Source organism: Pseudomonas sp. dw_612 (assembly GCF_018449725.1).
Lineage (GTDB): Bacteria > Pseudomonadota > Gammaproteobacteria > Pseudomonadales > Pseudomonadaceae > Aquipseudomonas.
The window spans coordinates 135,401-150,533 of sequence record NZ_JAAVVC010000003.1 but is presented as its reverse complement, the minus strand read 5'-3'; the positions used below and the strand labels follow the sequence as shown (position 1 = coordinate 150,533).

General features: G+C 59.3%; 13 protein-coding genes. 6 read left to right on the top strand and 7 right to left on the bottom strand.

Going from position 1 to position 15,133, the window contains the following annotated elements; translation table 11 throughout:
- From HB680_RS06360 to HB680_RS06340, 5 genes are read left to right on the top strand one after another with little or no spacing between them, the layout of a single operon-like run.
- Positions 1–1,758, top strand: a complete 1,758-nt coding sequence (locus HB680_RS06360) for a bifunctional alpha/beta hydrolase/class I SAM-dependent methyltransferase (RefSeq protein WP_213937718.1) — start codon at positions 1–3, stop codon at positions 1,756–1,758.
- Positions 1,755–3,065 (top strand): phosphatase PAP2/dual specificity phosphatase family protein, encoded by a 1,311-nt coding sequence (locus tag HB680_RS06355; protein WP_213937717.1) that lies wholly within the window; start codon positions 1,755–1,757, stop codon positions 3,063–3,065. The genes HB680_RS06360 and HB680_RS06355 overlap by 4 nt, the downstream gene beginning before the upstream one ends.
- The gene (locus tag HB680_RS06350) at positions 3,055–3,510 is read left to right on the top strand and encodes a hypothetical protein (RefSeq protein ID WP_213937716.1); all 456 of its coding nucleotides are present in this window, start codon (positions 3,055–3,057) and stop codon (positions 3,508–3,510) included. Before HB680_RS06355 ends, HB680_RS06350 begins: the two co-directional genes overlap by 11 nt.
- Before the next feature lie 11 nt (positions 3,511–3,521).
- Positions 3,522–4,142, top strand: coding sequence for a lysophospholipid acyltransferase family protein (locus HB680_RS06345; protein WP_213937715.1), 621 nt, complete (start codon positions 3,522–3,524; stop codon positions 4,140–4,142).
- A gap of 1 nt (position 4,143) precedes the next feature.
- Positions 4,144–5,076 carry a phosphatidate cytidylyltransferase gene (locus HB680_RS06340; protein WP_213937714.1) on the top strand — a complete coding sequence of 311 codons (933 nt, stop codon included), beginning with the start codon at positions 4,144–4,146 and terminating at the stop codon, positions 5,074–5,076.
- A gap of 74 nt (positions 5,077–5,150) precedes the next feature.
- On the opposite strand, the gene glmS is transcribed toward HB680_RS06340, so the two are convergent.
- A complete protein-coding gene (gene glmS, locus HB680_RS06335; protein ID WP_213937713.1) occupies positions 5,151–6,986 on the bottom strand; it encodes a glutamine--fructose-6-phosphate transaminase (isomerizing) in 1,836 nt (611 codons plus the stop codon).
- Between the two features lies 1 nt (position 6,987).
- Positions 6,988–7,764, bottom strand: a complete 777-nt coding sequence (locus HB680_RS06330; protein ID WP_213937712.1) for a DeoR family transcriptional regulator — start codon at positions 7,762–7,764, stop codon at positions 6,988–6,990.
- Positions 7,765–8,027: 263 nt separating this feature from the next.
- Here HB680_RS06330 and HB680_RS06325 point away from each other — a divergent pair, with 263 nt between their 5' ends.
- Positions 8,028–9,197, top strand: coding sequence for a phytoene/squalene synthase family protein (locus HB680_RS06325; RefSeq protein WP_213937711.1), 1,170 nt, complete (start codon positions 8,028–8,030; stop codon positions 9,195–9,197).
- A gap of 101 nt (positions 9,198–9,298) precedes the next feature.
- Here the strand turns inward: HB680_RS06325 and glmU are convergent, their stop codons facing one another.
- The 5 genes from glmU to atpA all read right to left on the bottom strand — a co-directional run bounded on the left by glmU (position 9,299) and on the right by atpA (position 15,117).
- Positions 9,299–10,666: a bifunctional UDP-N-acetylglucosamine diphosphorylase/glucosamine-1-phosphate N-acetyltransferase GlmU gene (gene glmU / locus HB680_RS06320; RefSeq protein ID WP_213937710.1), complete on the bottom strand. Its 1,368-nt coding sequence runs from the start codon at positions 10,664–10,666 to the stop codon at positions 9,299–9,301.
- Between the two features lie 117 nt (positions 10,667–10,783).
- Positions 10,784–11,209, bottom strand: coding sequence for a F0F1 ATP synthase subunit epsilon (locus tag HB680_RS06315; protein WP_201115593.1), 426 nt, complete (start codon positions 11,207–11,209; stop codon positions 10,784–10,786).
- Positions 11,210–11,254: 45 nt separating this feature from the next.
- Entirely contained in the window at positions 11,255–12,634 is a 1,380-nt protein-coding gene (gene atpD / locus HB680_RS06310; protein WP_008155715.1) for a F0F1 ATP synthase subunit beta, read from the bottom strand.
- A gap of 27 nt (positions 12,635–12,661) precedes the next feature.
- Entirely contained in the window at positions 12,662–13,522 is an 861-nt protein-coding gene (gene atpG, locus HB680_RS06305; protein ID WP_123515499.1) for a F0F1 ATP synthase subunit gamma, read from the bottom strand.
- Positions 13,523–13,572: 50 nt separating this feature from the next.
- Positions 13,573–15,117, bottom strand: coding sequence for a F0F1 ATP synthase subunit alpha (gene atpA / locus HB680_RS06300; protein WP_213937709.1), 1,545 nt, complete (start codon positions 15,115–15,117; stop codon positions 13,573–13,575).
- Positions 15,118–15,133 lie beyond the last annotated feature (16 nt).

The following is a 15,133-nucleotide window of genomic DNA, read 5'->3' as shown; positions in this document are numbered from 1 at the left end:
ATGCGCGACCCCCAGAATCAGACCTTCACCACCCACGACGGCGTCGAGCTGTTCTATCGTCACTGGCCGGCCACTGCCGCCAGCCCGGGCGAACCGCGCAAAGCGGTGCTGCTGTTTCATCGCGGCCATGAACATTCCGGGCGCATCGCGCACCTGGTGGATGAGCTGGACCTGCCTGGCTTCGACTTCTTTGCCTGGGACGCCCGTGGCCATGGTCAGTCCCCCGGCGCGCGCGGCGACAGCCCGAGTTTCGCCACCAGCGTGCGTGACGTGCAGACCTTTTGCGATCACCTGAGCACGGCCCACCAGATCGACGAAGAGAACATGGCGGTGATCGCCCAGAGCGTCGGCGCCGTGATCGTCTCGACCTGGGTCCACGACTATGCGCCGCGCATTCGTTCGCTGGTGCTCGCCTCGCCGGCATTCAAGGTCAAGCTCTACGTGCCGTTCGCCCGCCCCGGCCTGGGGTTGATGCGCAAGTTTCGCGGCAACTTTTTCGTCAACAGCTACGTCAAGGCCAAGTTCCTCAGCCATGACCCGGAACGCGTGGCTTCCTACGACAGCGATCCGCTGATCACCAAGGCCATTTCGGTGAATGTGTTGCTCGGCTTGTACGAAGCCGCCGACCGCGTGGTGGCTGACGCCCAGGCGATTCAGGTACCGACCCAGTTGCTGATTTCCGGTTCGGACTTTGTGGTGCACCGCAAACCCCAGGAACAGTTTTTCGAACGCCTGGGCAGCCTGAAAAAAGAGAAGCACATCCTGCCGGGCTTCTTCCACGACACCCTCGGGGAACGTGATCGCGCCGTGGCGGTGGCCAGCGCCAAGCGTTTTATCCTGCAAAACTTTGACTACCCGCTGGACCGCGCTTCGCTGCTGGACGCCGACAAAATCGGCCTGACCTGCGCCGAATCGGAATCCCTCGCCGCCCCGCTGCCACACAACTCGCTGCGTGACCTGTACTGGCGCATGACCCGCGCCAGCATGCGCCTGGGCAGCCAGCTGTCCGACGGCGTGAAGCTCGGTTTCGACACCGGTTTCGACTCCGGCAGCACCCTGGACTACGTGTACCGCAACCAGCCCACCGGCAAGGGCGGCCTCGGGCGGATGATTGATCAGAATTACCTGAACTCCATCGGCTGGCGCGGCATTCGCCAGCGCAAACTCAACGTTGAAGAACTGCTGCGCCTGACCATGGGCAAACTGCGCGACGAAGGCCGCCCGGTGCGCATCGTCGACATCGCCGCCGGCCATGGCCGCTACATTCTTGAAGCGTTGCAGGGTGTCAGTCCGTTGCCGGAATCGATCCTGCTGCGCGATTACAGCGACATCAACGTGCGGGATGGCGGTGCGCTGATCCGCGATAAAGGCCTGGGCGACATCGCGCAATTCGTCAAAGGCGATGCCTTCGATCGCGCCGATCTGGCGGCGCTGGAGCCCAAGCCAACCCTGGCGGTGGTGTCCGGGTTGTATGAATTGTTTGCCGACAACACGATGGTCGGTGGTTCGCTGGCCGGTTTGGCCGAGGCCGTGGAGCCCGGCGGTTATCTGGTCTACACCGGCCAACCTTGGCACCCGCAGTTGGAATTGATCGCCCGCGCCCTCACCAGTCACCGTCAGGGCCAGGCGTGGGTAATGCGTCGGCGCAGCCAGGCGGAAATGGATCAACTGGTGGAAGCGGCGGGTTTCCGCAAGATCACCCAGCGTGTGGATGAATGGGGGATCTTTACCGTGTCTCTCGCGCAACGGGTGCAATGATGGTGGCGGCCCCCCGAGAACCGGGTTTACTCAAACCAGCCGTGCTTTGGTTGCTGCTATTGGCGCCGCTGTTTTTCGCCAGCTACGGCTTTGCCACGTGGGTCACGAATCAGCGCAGCGACGTCGGCACCTTCGTTTTTGACTGGGAAAGCGCTATGCCTTTTTGGGCATGGACCATCGTCCCCTACTGGACGATTGATCTGCTGTACGGCTTTTCCCTGCTGCTGCCTGACAGCCGCCATGAACTCAAGCGCCACGCCTTGCGCCTGCTCAGCGCTCAAGTGATTTCGGTCAGTTGTTTCCTGCTGTGGCCGCTGCGTTTCACGTTCGAACGGCCGGAGCTGGATGGCGTGTTCGGCTGGCTGTTCGCAGTGCTGGCGGGGTTCGACAAGCCGTTCAATCAGGCGCCGTCGCTGCACATCGCGCTGCTGGTGATCCTGTGGGTCATGTACCAACGGCACACTCAAGGCCTGTGGCGCTGGGTGGTACACGGTTGGTTTGCACTGATCGGGATTTCGGTGCTGACCACTTATCAACATCACTTTATCGACTTACCCACAGGCGCCCTCGCCGGTTGGCTGTGTGTGTGGCTGTGGCCGCTGGATCGGCCGAGTCCGTTGAGCAGCCTGCGGCTGGCCAAGGATTCGAAGCGCTGGCGGCTGGCCCTGCGTTATGCCGTCGGCGTCGCGATACTCGCCATTCCAGCCTTTGGCCTCGGCGGCGGCTGGTTGTGGCTGATCTGGCCCGCCGTGGCGCTGCTGTTGGTAGCGCTGAATTACGCCGTGTTCGACGCCGATGGGTTTCAGAAACGCGCCGACGGCCGCCTAAGCCCGGCCGCCCGCTGGTTGTTTGCGCCTTACGTAGCGGCGGCATGGATCAATTCACGGCTGTGGACGCGCAAACATCCACAGCCCAATGAGGTTGTGGATAACGTTTGGCTGGGCAGGCTTCCCGGTGCCGACCAGATGACGCCGTTCAAAGCCGTGGTCGATCTCTGCGCGGAGCTGCCGCTCGATCCCCGGGGCCGCGCCTACCAAAGCATTCCGGTGCTCGACCTGACGGCGCCCAGTGCTGAACAATGCCTGGCCGCCGCCGAAGCCATTGAACACCTGCGCCAGCAAGGTCCGCTGCTGGTGTGCTGCGCCTTGGGTTATTCGCGCAGCGCCACCGCTGTCGCAGCCTGGTTGTTGCACAGCGGTCGAGCGAGCACGGTCGATGCCGCCGTGGCGATGATCCGCGCCGCACGCCCGCACGTGGTGCTGCACCCGGCACATCGCCAAGCCCTGGAGAATGCCTATGCCGGTTGATATGGAGTTGCAGGTGGTCGCCAGCCTTCTACGCCGGGGCCGGGCGCTCGATCAGTTATCCACAGGGCTGACCCTGCTCGGCGTGGTGTTCGGGTTATTACAGCTGCTGTTGATCACCCCGGCGGCGCTGGGCCTGCTCCTTAGTGGCTGGCTGATCGTCCTGGGGCTTTGGCAAAAATACTGGGCGTTTCGGGTGGCCTTCGATGCTGACCTGTTTGCCTTGGTCGCCCAAGACGCCGACGCCGTGCCGCACCGCACGGTCGATCTCGATCAAGCTCTGCAAAGCCTCGGTCTGCAACCGGCTGACCGTGCTGGCCGACCTTGGGCCGAGCGTCAGCGCGGGGCGCTTAAACTGTTACGCAAACAGGCTGTCCTACTGGCAGCCCAGGTGCTGCCCACATTGGCGGTCATCCTGGCCAGCCCATGGTTGTCCTCTGCCGGATAAGGAAATCGTTCATGTTCGAACCTGTGGTCGCCACATTAATTACCTCCATGGCCCGCACCGTCACCGGCGCCCGCAGCCTGTGGATGGGCTGCGCGCCAGAACCGGTGCAACGGATCTACTTCGCCAACCACAGCAGCCACGGCGATTTCGTGCTGCTCTGGGCTTCGCTGCCTCCGGCCCTGCGCAAACTCACGCGCCCAGTGGCCGGCAGCGACTACTGGAATAAAAGCGCCGTACGCCGTTACATCATCAGCCGCGTGTTCAACGGCGTGCTGATCGATCGCGAGCGCAAAGACCCTGTGGATAACCCCTTGCAGCCGATGCTCGACGCCTTGGCGAACGGCGATTCGCTGATCATCTTTCCCGAAGGCACGCGCAATCTGGAGGACGGTTTGCTGCCGTTCAAAAGCGGTCTGTACCACTTGGCCAAAAGTTACCCACAGGCCCAAGTGATTCCAGTGTGGATCGCCAACCTCAATCGGGTCATGCCAAAAGGCCGGGTGCTGCCACTGCCGCTGCTGTGCACCACCAGTTTTGGCATCCCGTTGCAGTTGGAAGAAGACGAGAGCAAAGAGCACTTCCTGACACGCAGCCGCGACGCGCTGCTGGCCCTCGCCCCGGAGCATTCCTGACATGGATCGACAAACCCTGATGCTGTTCGGCGGGATCGGCATGATTCTGGTGCTGGCTTCTCTTATTGGCCTGATTCTCAAACTGCGCACCCGCGGCACGCCGAATGCAGTTGTGGATAACCTCAACGCCCGCATCAACGCCTGGTGGGTCATGGTGGTGGTGATCGGCATCGCCTTCTGGCTCGGCACCGGCGCGGTGATCCTGCTGTTTTACGCGGTGTCGTTCTACGCGCTGCGGGAGTTCCTCACCCTCACGCCCACCCGACGCAGCGATTACCCGGCATTGGTGGCGGCGTTTTACCTGGCGTTGCCGCTGCAATACCTGCTGATCTATTCCGATTGGTATGGGCTGTTTTCGATTTTTATCCCGGTGTACGTGTTCCTGCTGCTGCCGATCTTGGCCTCGCTGGGCGGCGACAGCACGCACTTCCTGGAACGCGCCTCGAAAGTGCAGTGGGGCTTGATGATCGCGGTGTTCTGCGTGTCGTTCGTGCCTGCCCTGCTGACTCTGGACATCGTCGGTTATGAAGGCCGCAATCTGCTTCTGATCGCCTATCTGGTGATCGTGGTGCAGCTGTCGGATGTGTTGCAGTACGTGTGCGGCAAGTTGTTCGGCAAACACAAAATCGCGCCCAACCTGTCGCCGTCCAAAACCGTCGAAGGCTTTGTCGGCGGTGTGCTGCTGTCGTCGCTGATCGGCGCAGCCTTGTGGTGGACCACGCCGTTCAACCCGTGGCAGTCGTTCCTGATTGCGCTGCTGATCAACTTGCTGGGGTTTGCCGGCGGCATCGTGATGTCGGCGATCAAGCGTGATCGCGGCGTCAAGGATTGGGGGCACATGATCGAAGGGCATGGCGGCATGCTCGATCGGCTGGATTCGGTATGTTTTGCCGCGCCGATTTTCTTTCATCTGGTGCGGTACTGGTGGACTTGAACCAGCGCAAATCCTGGACAAAAAAAACCGCAGCCTGAGCTGCGGTTTTTTTTTGGGTGCCTGTTGTGGATAACTTATTCCACCGTCACCGACTTCGCCAGGTTACGCGGCTGGTCAACGTCCGTGCCTTTCAACACCGCCACGTAGTACGACAGCAACTGCAACGGGATGGTGTAGAGGATCGGCGACAGGATGTCGTGGATGCTCGGCATTTGCACGACGTGGGTGCCTTCGCCATTGGTCATTCCGGCCTTGCCGTCTGCGAAGACGATCAGCTCGCCACCCCGCGCACGAACCTCCTGGAGGTTGGATTTCAACTTCTCCAGCAGTTCGTTGTTCGGCGCCACGGTCACCACTGGCATGTCGTTATCCACAAGCGCCAATGGACCGTGCTTCAGTTCACCGGCCGGGTAGGCTTCGGCGTGGATGTAGGAAATCTCTTTGAGTTTCAGAGCCCCTTCCATCGCTACCGGGTATTGCGCGCCGCGACCGAGGAACAGGGTGTGGTTCTTGTCGGCGAACAGCTCGGCTATTTTTTCCACGGTGCTGTCCATCGCCAGGGCTTCGCCCAGACGGGTTGGCAGGCGCCGCAGTTCTTCCACCAGCGTGGCTTCGATGCCAGGGGCCAACGTGCCGCGCACTTGACCGAGGGACAGGGTCAGCAACAACAGGCCGACCAACTGCGTGGTGAAGGCTTTGGTCGAGGCCACGCCGATTTCGCGACCGGCCTGGGTCAGCAGGGTCAGGTCGGATTCACGCACCAACGAGCTGATGCCAACGTTGCAGATGGCCAGGCTGGCGAGGAAACCCAGTTCTTTGGCGTTGCGCAGGGCGGCGAGGGTGTCGGCCGTTTCGCCGGACTGGGAGATGCTCACGAACAGGGTGTCAGGCTGGACGACTACCTTGCGGTAGCGGAATTCACTGGCAACTTCGACCTGGCACGGGATACCGGCCAGTTCTTCGAGCCAGTAACGGGCAACCATGCCGGCGTGGTAGCTGGTGCCGCAGGCGACGATCTGTACGTTGCGAACCTTGGCGAACAACTCGGGCGCCTCCGGACCGAAGGCCTGCACCAACACCTGTTGCTGGCTCAGGCGCCCTTCCAGGGTGCGTTGCACGACCGTAGGCTGCTCGTGGATTTCCTTGAGCATGAAGTGGCGAAATTCACCCTTTTCGGCGGATTCGGCATTGTCGCCGTACTGCACGGCTTCACGCTCAACGGCTTTGCCGTCAATGTCCCAGATTTGCACGCTGTCGCGGCGAATCTCGGCGATATCGCCTTCTTCCAGGTACATGAAGCGGTCGGTGACCTGGCGCAGGGCCAGTTGATCGGAAGCGAGGAAGTTTTCCCCCAGGCCCAGGCCGATCACCAGCGGGCTACCGCTGCGGGCAGCCACCAGGCGATCCGGTTGGTCGGCGCTGATCACCGCCAGACCGTAAGCACCGTGCAGCTCTTTGACGGTCGCCTTGAGGGCCACGGTCAGGTCGTGCAGATCCTTGAGTTTATGCGCCAGCAGGTGGGCAATGACTTCGGTGTCGGTGTCGGAGGTGAACACATAGCCCTGAGCCTTCAACTGTTCGCGCAGGGCTTCGTGGTTCTCGATGATGCCGTTGTGCACAACGGCCAGATTCTGCCCGGAAAAATGCGGGTGGGCATTGCGTTCGCACGGCGCGCCATGGGTCGCCCAACGGGTATGGGCGATGCCCAGACGACCGATCAGCGGCGTTTCGGCCAAGGCTTGGTCCAGCTCGCTGACTTTGCCCGGACGGCGCAGGCGATCCAGAATTCCGTCATTGGTGAAGACCGCCACACCGGCGCTATCGTAGCCCCGGTATTCCAGGCGCTTCAGCCCTTCGAGCAGGATGGCGGTGATGTTACGTTCTGCGACTGCGCCGACAATTCCACACATGCTATTTCTCCTGACTGACAGCCGCGAGGATCAAATTGATTCCGCGGGCCTGAATCTGATCCCTTGCCTCAACGGACAGGCGATCATCGGTAATAAGGGTATGGACACTGCTCCAGGGCAGCTCCAGGTTGGGAATCTTGCGGCCAATCTTGTCGGCCTCAACCATCACGACCACTTCTCGGGCGACTTGCGCCATGACCCGGCTCAATCCCAGCAGTTCGTTGAAAGTGGTGGTACCGCGGACCAGGTCGATGCCATCGGCACCGATGAACAACTGGTCGAAGTCGTAAGAGCGTAGTACCTGCTCGGCGACCTGCCCCTGAAAGGATTCGGAATGAGGATCCCAAGTGCCGCCGGTCATCAGCAGCACCGGTTCGTGCTCCAGCTCGCTCAAGGCATTGGCAACATGCAGGGAATTGGTCATCACCACCAGGCCTGGCTGTTGGCCGAGCTCCGGAATCATGGCGGCGGTGGTGCTGCCGCTGTCGATGATGATCCGTGCGTGTTCGCGAATCCGCAGCACCGCCGCGCGAGCGATGGCTTGCTTGTACTTGGAAACCGGTTGGCCGAGGTCTGCCACCAATTCCTGCGGCATGGTGATCGCGCCACCGTAACGACGCAGCAGCAGGCCGTTGCTCTCAAGGGCGGCCAGATCCTTGCGAATCGTAACTTCCGAGGTTTCGAAGCGCTTGGCCAATTCATCAACACTGACTTCACCCTGCTCATTGAGCAAGGTGAGGATGTTGTGGCGGCGTTGGGGTGTATTGCGCTTTGACATGGACTGGTAAGTTTCGATTCGAAAGATAACGAAACCAATCAAAACCTATTGGCGAAACTTCGTCAAGGGGCTCGCGCGTTATCTGCGGGACCAGCAATAAGCAGAAGGCAGCCAGTCACTGCTGCAAGGGCACCGTTTCAAGCGCAATGGGCGTATAAAAAACGACTTCCCCGAGGTACGGGTTGTATTTTCCGATGTGGGCGCTGGCACGGTACTGCAAACTGAGCCATGCCCGATTTCAGCGCTTGAGGTGGATTGAAGCCATGGACGAATCACTGATACTGGTGAATCACAATAATCAGCAACCAGGCAACGGCCACAAGCTGCCAATCCAAAGTGAAGAGCTGGTTAATCGAACCCGCACCAGCCTCTCCATCGATCCTGTCCGCTATCAGGATGAAATCCTCGCGCAAGTATCTCGCACGTTCGCCTTGACCATTACCCAGTTGCCCGCCGAGCTTTACCCGGCAGTCACCAACGCCTACTTACTGTGTCGCATCGCCGATACCATCGAAGACGAACCCGGGCTCACTGCCGGACAAAAACGCTATTACGAAAATATCTACCTGGATGCCGTATCCGGGCGCGCAGATCCTCAGGCTTTCAGTGACGAGTTAAGCCTGTGCCTGACAGATCAGACCCTTCAGGCTGAACATGATCTGGTCCGGCACCTGCCACAGGTGTTGAGCGTGACCCGCACCCTCAAATCCTCTCAGCGAGAGGTCATCCTGCAATGCCTGAGCGTGATGACCCAAGGCATGAGCGAGTTTCAGGAGAATGCCGGCTTGCAGGGTTTAGCCACACAGAGAGAGCTGGATCGATATTGCTATTGCGTCGCTGGTGTCGTGGGAAAACTGCTGACGGAGTTTTTCATCGATATTGAACCCAGCCTGTTATCCCAACGAGAAAACCTGCATCGGTTGGCTGTTTCGTTTGGTACAGGCTTGCAGTTGACCAATATTCTCAAGGATCAGTGGGACGACCGTCTGCGGGGTGCTTGCTGGCTGCCTCGGGACCTGCTTGCCAAACATGGTGTTCAGCTAGCGCAGCTAAAGGCGGGGCAAGATGATCCGAACTACACACGGGCGCTTGCGGAACTGATTGGCACTGCTCACTCCCATTTGCAGCAGGCGCTGCAATACGTGCTGCTCATCCCGGCCAGCCACGCGGGTATACGGCGATTTAATCTGTGGACTATTGGCCTGGCGTTGTTGACGTTGCGTAAGATCCATAGAAATCCCGCCAGGACGGTCAAGGTGTCGCACGCGCAAGTGGCGTGGGTCATGCGCCTGACGCGACTGTCCCAGCGGTCGGATCTCGGCCTGCGCCTGCTGTACAAAATAGCCTCGCGCACACTGCCATTGACCCCATTGGGAGCCGAATGGCAATCGCCATCCCGCCTTTCAGAAAGGGCTGCTGTGGATAACCCATAAAAAAGATCGCAGCCTGCGCAGCTCCTACAGCTGATATGTGTGCACCCTGTAGGAGCTGCCGCAGGCTGCGATCTTTTTGATCTTTATGAACTGTGGATAACTCAGCTCTTCTTGATCTTCTCCGGCCGCTTCCAGCCGTCGATGTTCTTCTGCCGCGCCCGGCCGACGGCCAACTGCGCGTTATCCACATTTTGCGTGATGGTCGAACCCGCCGCGGTGGTTGCACCCGAGGAGATATCCACAGGCGCCACCAACGAGTTGTTCGAGCCGATGAACACATCTTCACCCAACACGGTTTTCCACTTGTTCGCGCCGTCGTAGTTGCAGGTGATGGTGCCGGCACCAATGTTGGTCCGCGCACCGATTTCGGCATCGCCCAGGTACGTCAGATGCCCAGCCTTGGCGCCCTCGCCCAGATGGGCGTTTTTCAGTTCAACGAAGTTACCCACATGGGCACGCGCCTCAAGTACGGTGCCCGGACGCAAACGAGCAAACGGACCGGCATCGCTGCCCTCGCCCAGAATCGCGCCTTCGATGTGACTGTTGGCTTTGATCACCACGCCTTTGCGCAGGGTGCTGTCCTTGATCACGCAGTTCGGGCCGATGACCACGTCGTCTTCGATGACAACCTTGCCTTCGAGGATCACGTTGATGTCGATCAGCACATCGCGGCCGACGGTGACTTCACCGCGTACATCGAAGCGTGCCGGGTCGCGCAGGGTCACACCCTGAGCCATCAAGCGACGGCCGACGCGCAATTGATAGTGACGCTCCAACTCCGCGAGTTGCTTGCGATCGTTGGCGCCCTGCACTTCCATGGCGTCGTGCGGTTGTTCGGTGGCCACCACCAGACCATCACTGACCGCCATCGCAATCACGTCGGTCAGGTAGTACTCGCCCTGGGCATTGTTGTTGGAGAGCCGGCTCATCCAGTCACCCAAGCGTTCAAACGGTACGGCCAGAATGCCGGTGTTGCCCTCGGTGATCGCGCGCTGGGCTTCATTGGCGTCTTTCTGCTCGACGATCGCAGCCACCTGGCCGTTGGCATCACGAACAATGCGACCGTAACCGGTCGGGTCATCCAGCTCGACAGTGAGCAGGCCCAGTTGTTGGGGCGCCACCTGCTTGAGCAGGCGTTGCAGGGTTTCGACTTCGATCAGCGGTACGTCGCCGTAGAGAATCAACACGGTGTCGGATTTAATGAAGGGTACGGCCTGAGCCACGGCATGACCGGTGCCCAGTTGCTTGTCCTGCAACACGAAATTCAAGTCATCCGCCGCCAGGCGTTCACGCACGGCGTCGGCGCCGTGGCCGATCACCACATGGATGCGCTGTGGATCAAGTTGCCGGGCGCTGTGGATAACATGGCCCAGCATCGAATTACCGGCAATCGGGTGCAGGACTTTTGGCAACGCCGACCGCATGCGAGTGCCTTGGCCGGCAGCGAGGATAACGATTTCAAGAGACATGACTGGCTACCAATCCTGGGTGGTCAGCAACTGCGACCAGATGATGAAAGTCGGAAAAGAAAAAAGGGTAGCCGAGGCTACCCTTTTTAATCAATCGCACAACAAGTCGATGACGAATTAACCGCCGAACTTCTTGCGGATCTGCTGGACGGTGCGCAGCTGAGCTGTCGCCTCGGCCAGACGTGCGGCGGCAGAACCGTAATCGAATTCTGCGCCACGTTCATGCAAGGCCTTCTCGGCAGCCTTAACGGCTTCCTGAGCGGAGGCTTCATCCAGGTCGGCAGCACGTTGCACGGTGTCGGCAAGAACCTTGACCATGTTCGGCTGAACCTCGAGGAAACCACCGGAGATGTAAAACACCTCGGTTTCCCCGCCCTGCTTGATCAGGCGGATCGGACCTGGCTTGAGATTAGTGATCAGCGGCGCGTGACCCAGGGCGATACCAAGATCACCCAGTGCACCGTGCGCAATCACCATCTCGACCAGGCCGGAAAAGATTTCCCCTTCCGCGCTGACGATATCGCAATGGACTGTCATAGCCATCTGATTGCCTCAACCTAAATTAGCGCCCGTTGCCGGGCGCCGGGATTACAGTTTCTTGGCTTTCTCGATCGCTTCTTCGATGCCGCCGACCATGTAGAACGCTTGTTCTGGCAGGTGGTCGTAGTCACCGTTGAGGATGCCTTTGAAGCCAGCAATGGTGTCTTTCAGGGAAACGTATTTACCCGAAGCACCGGTGAAGACTTCAGCCACGAAGAACGGTTGCGACAAGAAGCGCTGGATCTTGCGAGCACGGTTTACCAACTGCTTGTCGGCTTCCGACAGCTCGTCCATACCCAGGATCGCAATGATGTCCTTCAGTTCTTTGTAACGTTGCAGAACGTACTGAACGCCGCGAGCGGTGTCGTAGTGGTCCTGGCCGATCACGTTCGGGTCCAGCTGGCGCGAAGTCGAGTCGAGTGGATCGACCGCTGGGTATATACCCAGGGAAGCGATGTCACGGGACAGAACGACGGTGGCGTCCAAGTGGGCGAAAGTGGTCGCTGGCGACGGGTCAGTCAAGTCATCCGCAGGTACGTATACCGCTTGGATCGAGGTGATCGAACCGTTTTTGGTCGAAGTGATACGCTCTTGCAGAGTACCCATCTCTTCGGCCAGGGTCGGCTGGTAACCTACTGCCGAAGGCATACGGCCCAGCAGTGCGGATACTTCAGTACCGGCCAGGGTGTAACGATAGATGTTGTCGACGAACAGCAGAACGTCGTTACCTTCGTCACGGAACTTCTCGGCCATGGTCAGACCGGTCAGTGCTACGCGCAGACGGTTACCCGGCGGCTCGTTCATCTGACCGTAAACCAGTGCCACTTTGTCCAGAACGTTGGAATCCTTCATCTCGTGGTAGAAGTCGTTACCCTCACGAGTACGCTCACCCACACCGGCGAACACGGAATAACCGCTGTGCTCGATGGCGATGTTACGGATCAGTTCCATCATGTTTACGGTTTTGCCTACACCGGCACCACCGAACAGACCGACTTTACCGCCCTTGGCGAACGGGCAAACCAGATCGATAACCTTGATACCGGTTTCCAGCAGGTCGTTGCCGCCTGCTTGTTCAGCGAAGGTTGGCGCAGGACGGTGAATGCCCCAGCGCTCTTCGGTGTCGATCGGGCCAGCTTCGTCGATCGGGTTACCGAGGACGTCCATGATCCGGCCCAGGGTCGCTTTACCGACCGGTACGGAAATGGCTGCGCCAGAGTCGGTGACTTCCAGACCGCGCTTCAAGCCCTCGGTGGAACCCATCGCAATGGTACGAACCACGCCGTCGCCCAGCTGCTGCTGAACTTCCAGGGTGGTTTCGGCCGCGCTTACAACTTTCAACGCGTTGTAGATGCTCGGTACGCTGTCGCGTGGAAATTCCACGTCGATAACGGCGCCGATGATTTGAACGATACGTCCGCTACTCATAGCTGGATCCTCTGAATATTTGAACCGTTAAACCGCGGCAGCGCCGCCGACGATTTCCGAGATCTCTTGGGTGATCGCAGCCTGACGCGCCTTGTTGTAGATCAGCTGCAAATCGCTGATCAAATCACCGGCGTTGTCAGTAGCGTTCTTCATCGCGATCATCCGCGCAGCTTGTTCAGCCGCGTTGTTCTCGACCACCGCCTGGTAGACCTGCGACTCCACGTAGCGAACCATCAAGCCGTCAAGCAGCTCTTTGGCGTCCGGTTCGTAGAGATAGTCCCAGTGGTGCTTGAGTTCTTTATCCGGGGTTGCCACCAGTGGAATCAACTGCTCCACGGTAGGCTGTTGCGTCATGGTGTTGATGAACTTGTTGGACACAACGCTCAGACGGTCGATACGACCATCGAGGTAGGCATCCAGCATCACCTTGACGCTGCCGATCAGATCATTGATCGACGGCTCTTCACCCAGGTGGCTGATAGCGGCGACGACGTTACCGCCGAAGTTGCGGAAGAAAGCCGCACCCTTGCTACCCACTACACACAGATCGATCTCGACGCCGTTTTCACGGTTTTTCGCCATGTCCTTGACCAAGGCCTTGAACAGGTTGGTGTTCAAGCCACCACACAGACCACGGTCACTGCTCACCACAACATAACCAACGCGCTTGATTTCACGGTCGATCATGAACGGGTGGCGATATTCCGGGTTAGCGTTGGCCAAATGACCAATAACCTGGCGGATGCGCTCCGCGTAAGGACGGCTAGCAGCCATGCGCATTTGTGCCTTGCGCATTTTACTGACCGCCACTTTTTCCATGGCGCTGGTAATCTTTTGCGTGCTTTTGATGCTCGCAATCTTACTGCGAATCTCTTTTGCGCCTGCCATGTAACACCTATCAGGTTAGCAAGCGGGAGCCTCGCGGCCCCCGCTGCGGCTTACCAGGTTTGGGTGGCCTTGAACTTCTCGATACCGGCCTTCAGGCCAGCGTCGATTTCGTCATTGAAGTCACCCTTCACGTTGATCTTCGCCATCAAATCGGCGTGATCGCGGTTGAAGAAAGCAATCAGCGCTTGTTCGAAGCTGCCGATCTTGGCGATTTCAATGTCAGTCAGGAACCCACGCTCAGCGGCATACAGCGACAGCGCCATGTCAGCGATCGACATTGGTGCGTATTGCTTCTGCTTCATCAGCTCGGTAACGCGCTGACCATGCTCAAGTTGCTTACGGGTCGCTTCGTCCAGGTCAGAAGCGAACTGGGCGAATGCCGCCAGTTCACGGTACTGAGCCAGAGCGGTACGGATACCACCGGAGAGCTTCTTGATGATCTTGGTCTGAGCGGCACCACCCACACGGGATACCGAAACACCGGCGTTCACTGCAGGACGGATCCCGGAGTTGAACATGGCCGATTCCAGGAAGATCTGACCGTCGGTGATGGAAATCACGTTGGTCGGAACGAACGCGGAAACGTCGCCAGCCTGGGTTTCGATGATCGGCAATGCGGTCAGGGAACCGGTTTTGCCGGTCACTGCGCCGTTGGTGAACTTCTCTACGTATTCTTCCGAAACGCGGGATGCGCGCTCCAGCAGACGGGAGTGGAGATAGAACACGTCGCCTGGGTAAGCTTCACGGCCTGGTGGACGGCGCAGCAGCAGGGAAATCTGGCGGTAAGCCACTGCTTGCTTGGACAGATCGTCATAAACGATCAGCGCGTCTTCACCGCGGTCGCGGAAGAATTCACCCATGGTGCAACCGGAGTACGGTGCCAGGAATTGCAGTGCTGCAGATTCCGAAGCGCTCGCCGCCACGACGATGGTGTTAGCCAGTGCGCCGTTTTCTTCCAGCTTGCGAACAACGTTGGCGATGGTCGATTGTTTCTGACCGATCGCTACGTAGACGCAGAAAATGCCGCTGTCTTTCTGGTTGATGATCGCGTCGATCGCCAGAGCGGTTTTACCGATCTGACGGTCACCGATGATCAGCTCACGCTGGCCACGGCCGACAGGAATCATGGCATCGACAGCCTTGTAGCCAGTCTGTACAGGCTGGTCTACCGACTTACGCCAGATCACGCCTGGAGCAACTTTCTCGACCGCATCGGTCTCGGTGTTGTTCAGCGGACCTTTGCCGTCAACTGGGTTACCCAGTGCGTCGACTACGCGACCCAGCAGTTCCTTACCAACCGGAACTTCGAGGATGCGGCCGGTGCACTTGGCGCTCATGCCTTCAGCCAGAGACTGGTAGGAGCCCAATACAACGGCGCCTACGGAGTCTTGCTCAAGGTTGAGGGCCATACCGAAGACGCCGCCCGGAAACTCGATCATCTCGCCGTACATGACGTCGGCCAGACCGTGAATCCGCACGATACCGTCAGATACGCTGACGACAGTGCCTTCGTTACGGGCTTGGGAGGTCACATCGAGCTTGTCGATGCGGCCCTTGATAATTTCACTTATTTCGGAAGGATTGAGTTGCTGCATTGCTCTGCTGCCCCTT

What these genes read in the sequence shown, in the direction of transcription:
- HB680_RS06360 (WP_213937718.1), top strand. Translation starts at nt 1, where the DNA reads ATGCGCGACCCCCAGAATCAGACCTTCACCACCCACGACGGCGTCGAG.
- HB680_RS06355 (WP_213937717.1), top strand. Translation starts at nt 1,755, where the DNA reads ATGATGGTGGCGGCCCCCCGAGAACCGGGTTTACTCAAACCAGCCGTG.
- HB680_RS06350 (WP_213937716.1), top strand. Translation starts at nt 3,055, where the DNA reads ATGCCGGTTGATATGGAGTTGCAGGTGGTCGCCAGCCTTCTACGCCGG.
- HB680_RS06345 (WP_213937715.1), top strand. Translation starts at nt 3,522, where the DNA reads ATGTTCGAACCTGTGGTCGCCACATTAATTACCTCCATGGCCCGCACC.
- HB680_RS06340 (WP_213937714.1), top strand. Translation starts at nt 4,144, where the DNA reads ATGGATCGACAAACCCTGATGCTGTTCGGCGGGATCGGCATGATTCTG.
- glmS (WP_213937713.1), bottom strand. Translation starts at nt 6,986, where the DNA reads ATGTGTGGAATTGTCGGCGCAGTCGCAGAACGTAACATCACCGCCATC.
- HB680_RS06330 (WP_213937712.1), bottom strand. Translation starts at nt 7,764, where the DNA reads ATGTCAAAGCGCAATACACCCCAACGCCGCCACAACATCCTCACCTTG.
- HB680_RS06325 (WP_213937711.1), top strand. Translation starts at nt 8,028, where the DNA reads ATGGACGAATCACTGATACTGGTGAATCACAATAATCAGCAACCAGGC.
- glmU (WP_213937710.1), bottom strand. Translation starts at nt 10,666, where the DNA reads ATGTCTCTTGAAATCGTTATCCTCGCTGCCGGCCAAGGCACTCGCATG.
- HB680_RS06315 (WP_201115593.1), bottom strand. Translation starts at nt 11,209, where the DNA reads ATGGCTATGACAGTCCATTGCGATATCGTCAGCGCGGAAGGGGAAATC.
- atpD (WP_008155715.1), bottom strand. Translation starts at nt 12,634, where the DNA reads ATGAGTAGCGGACGTATCGTTCAAATCATCGGCGCCGTTATCGACGTG.
- atpG (WP_123515499.1), bottom strand. Translation starts at nt 13,522, where the DNA reads ATGGCAGGCGCAAAAGAGATTCGCAGTAAGATTGCGAGCATCAAAAGC.
- atpA (WP_213937709.1), bottom strand. Translation starts at nt 15,117, where the DNA reads ATGCAGCAACTCAATCCTTCCGAAATAAGTGAAATTATCAAGGGCCGC.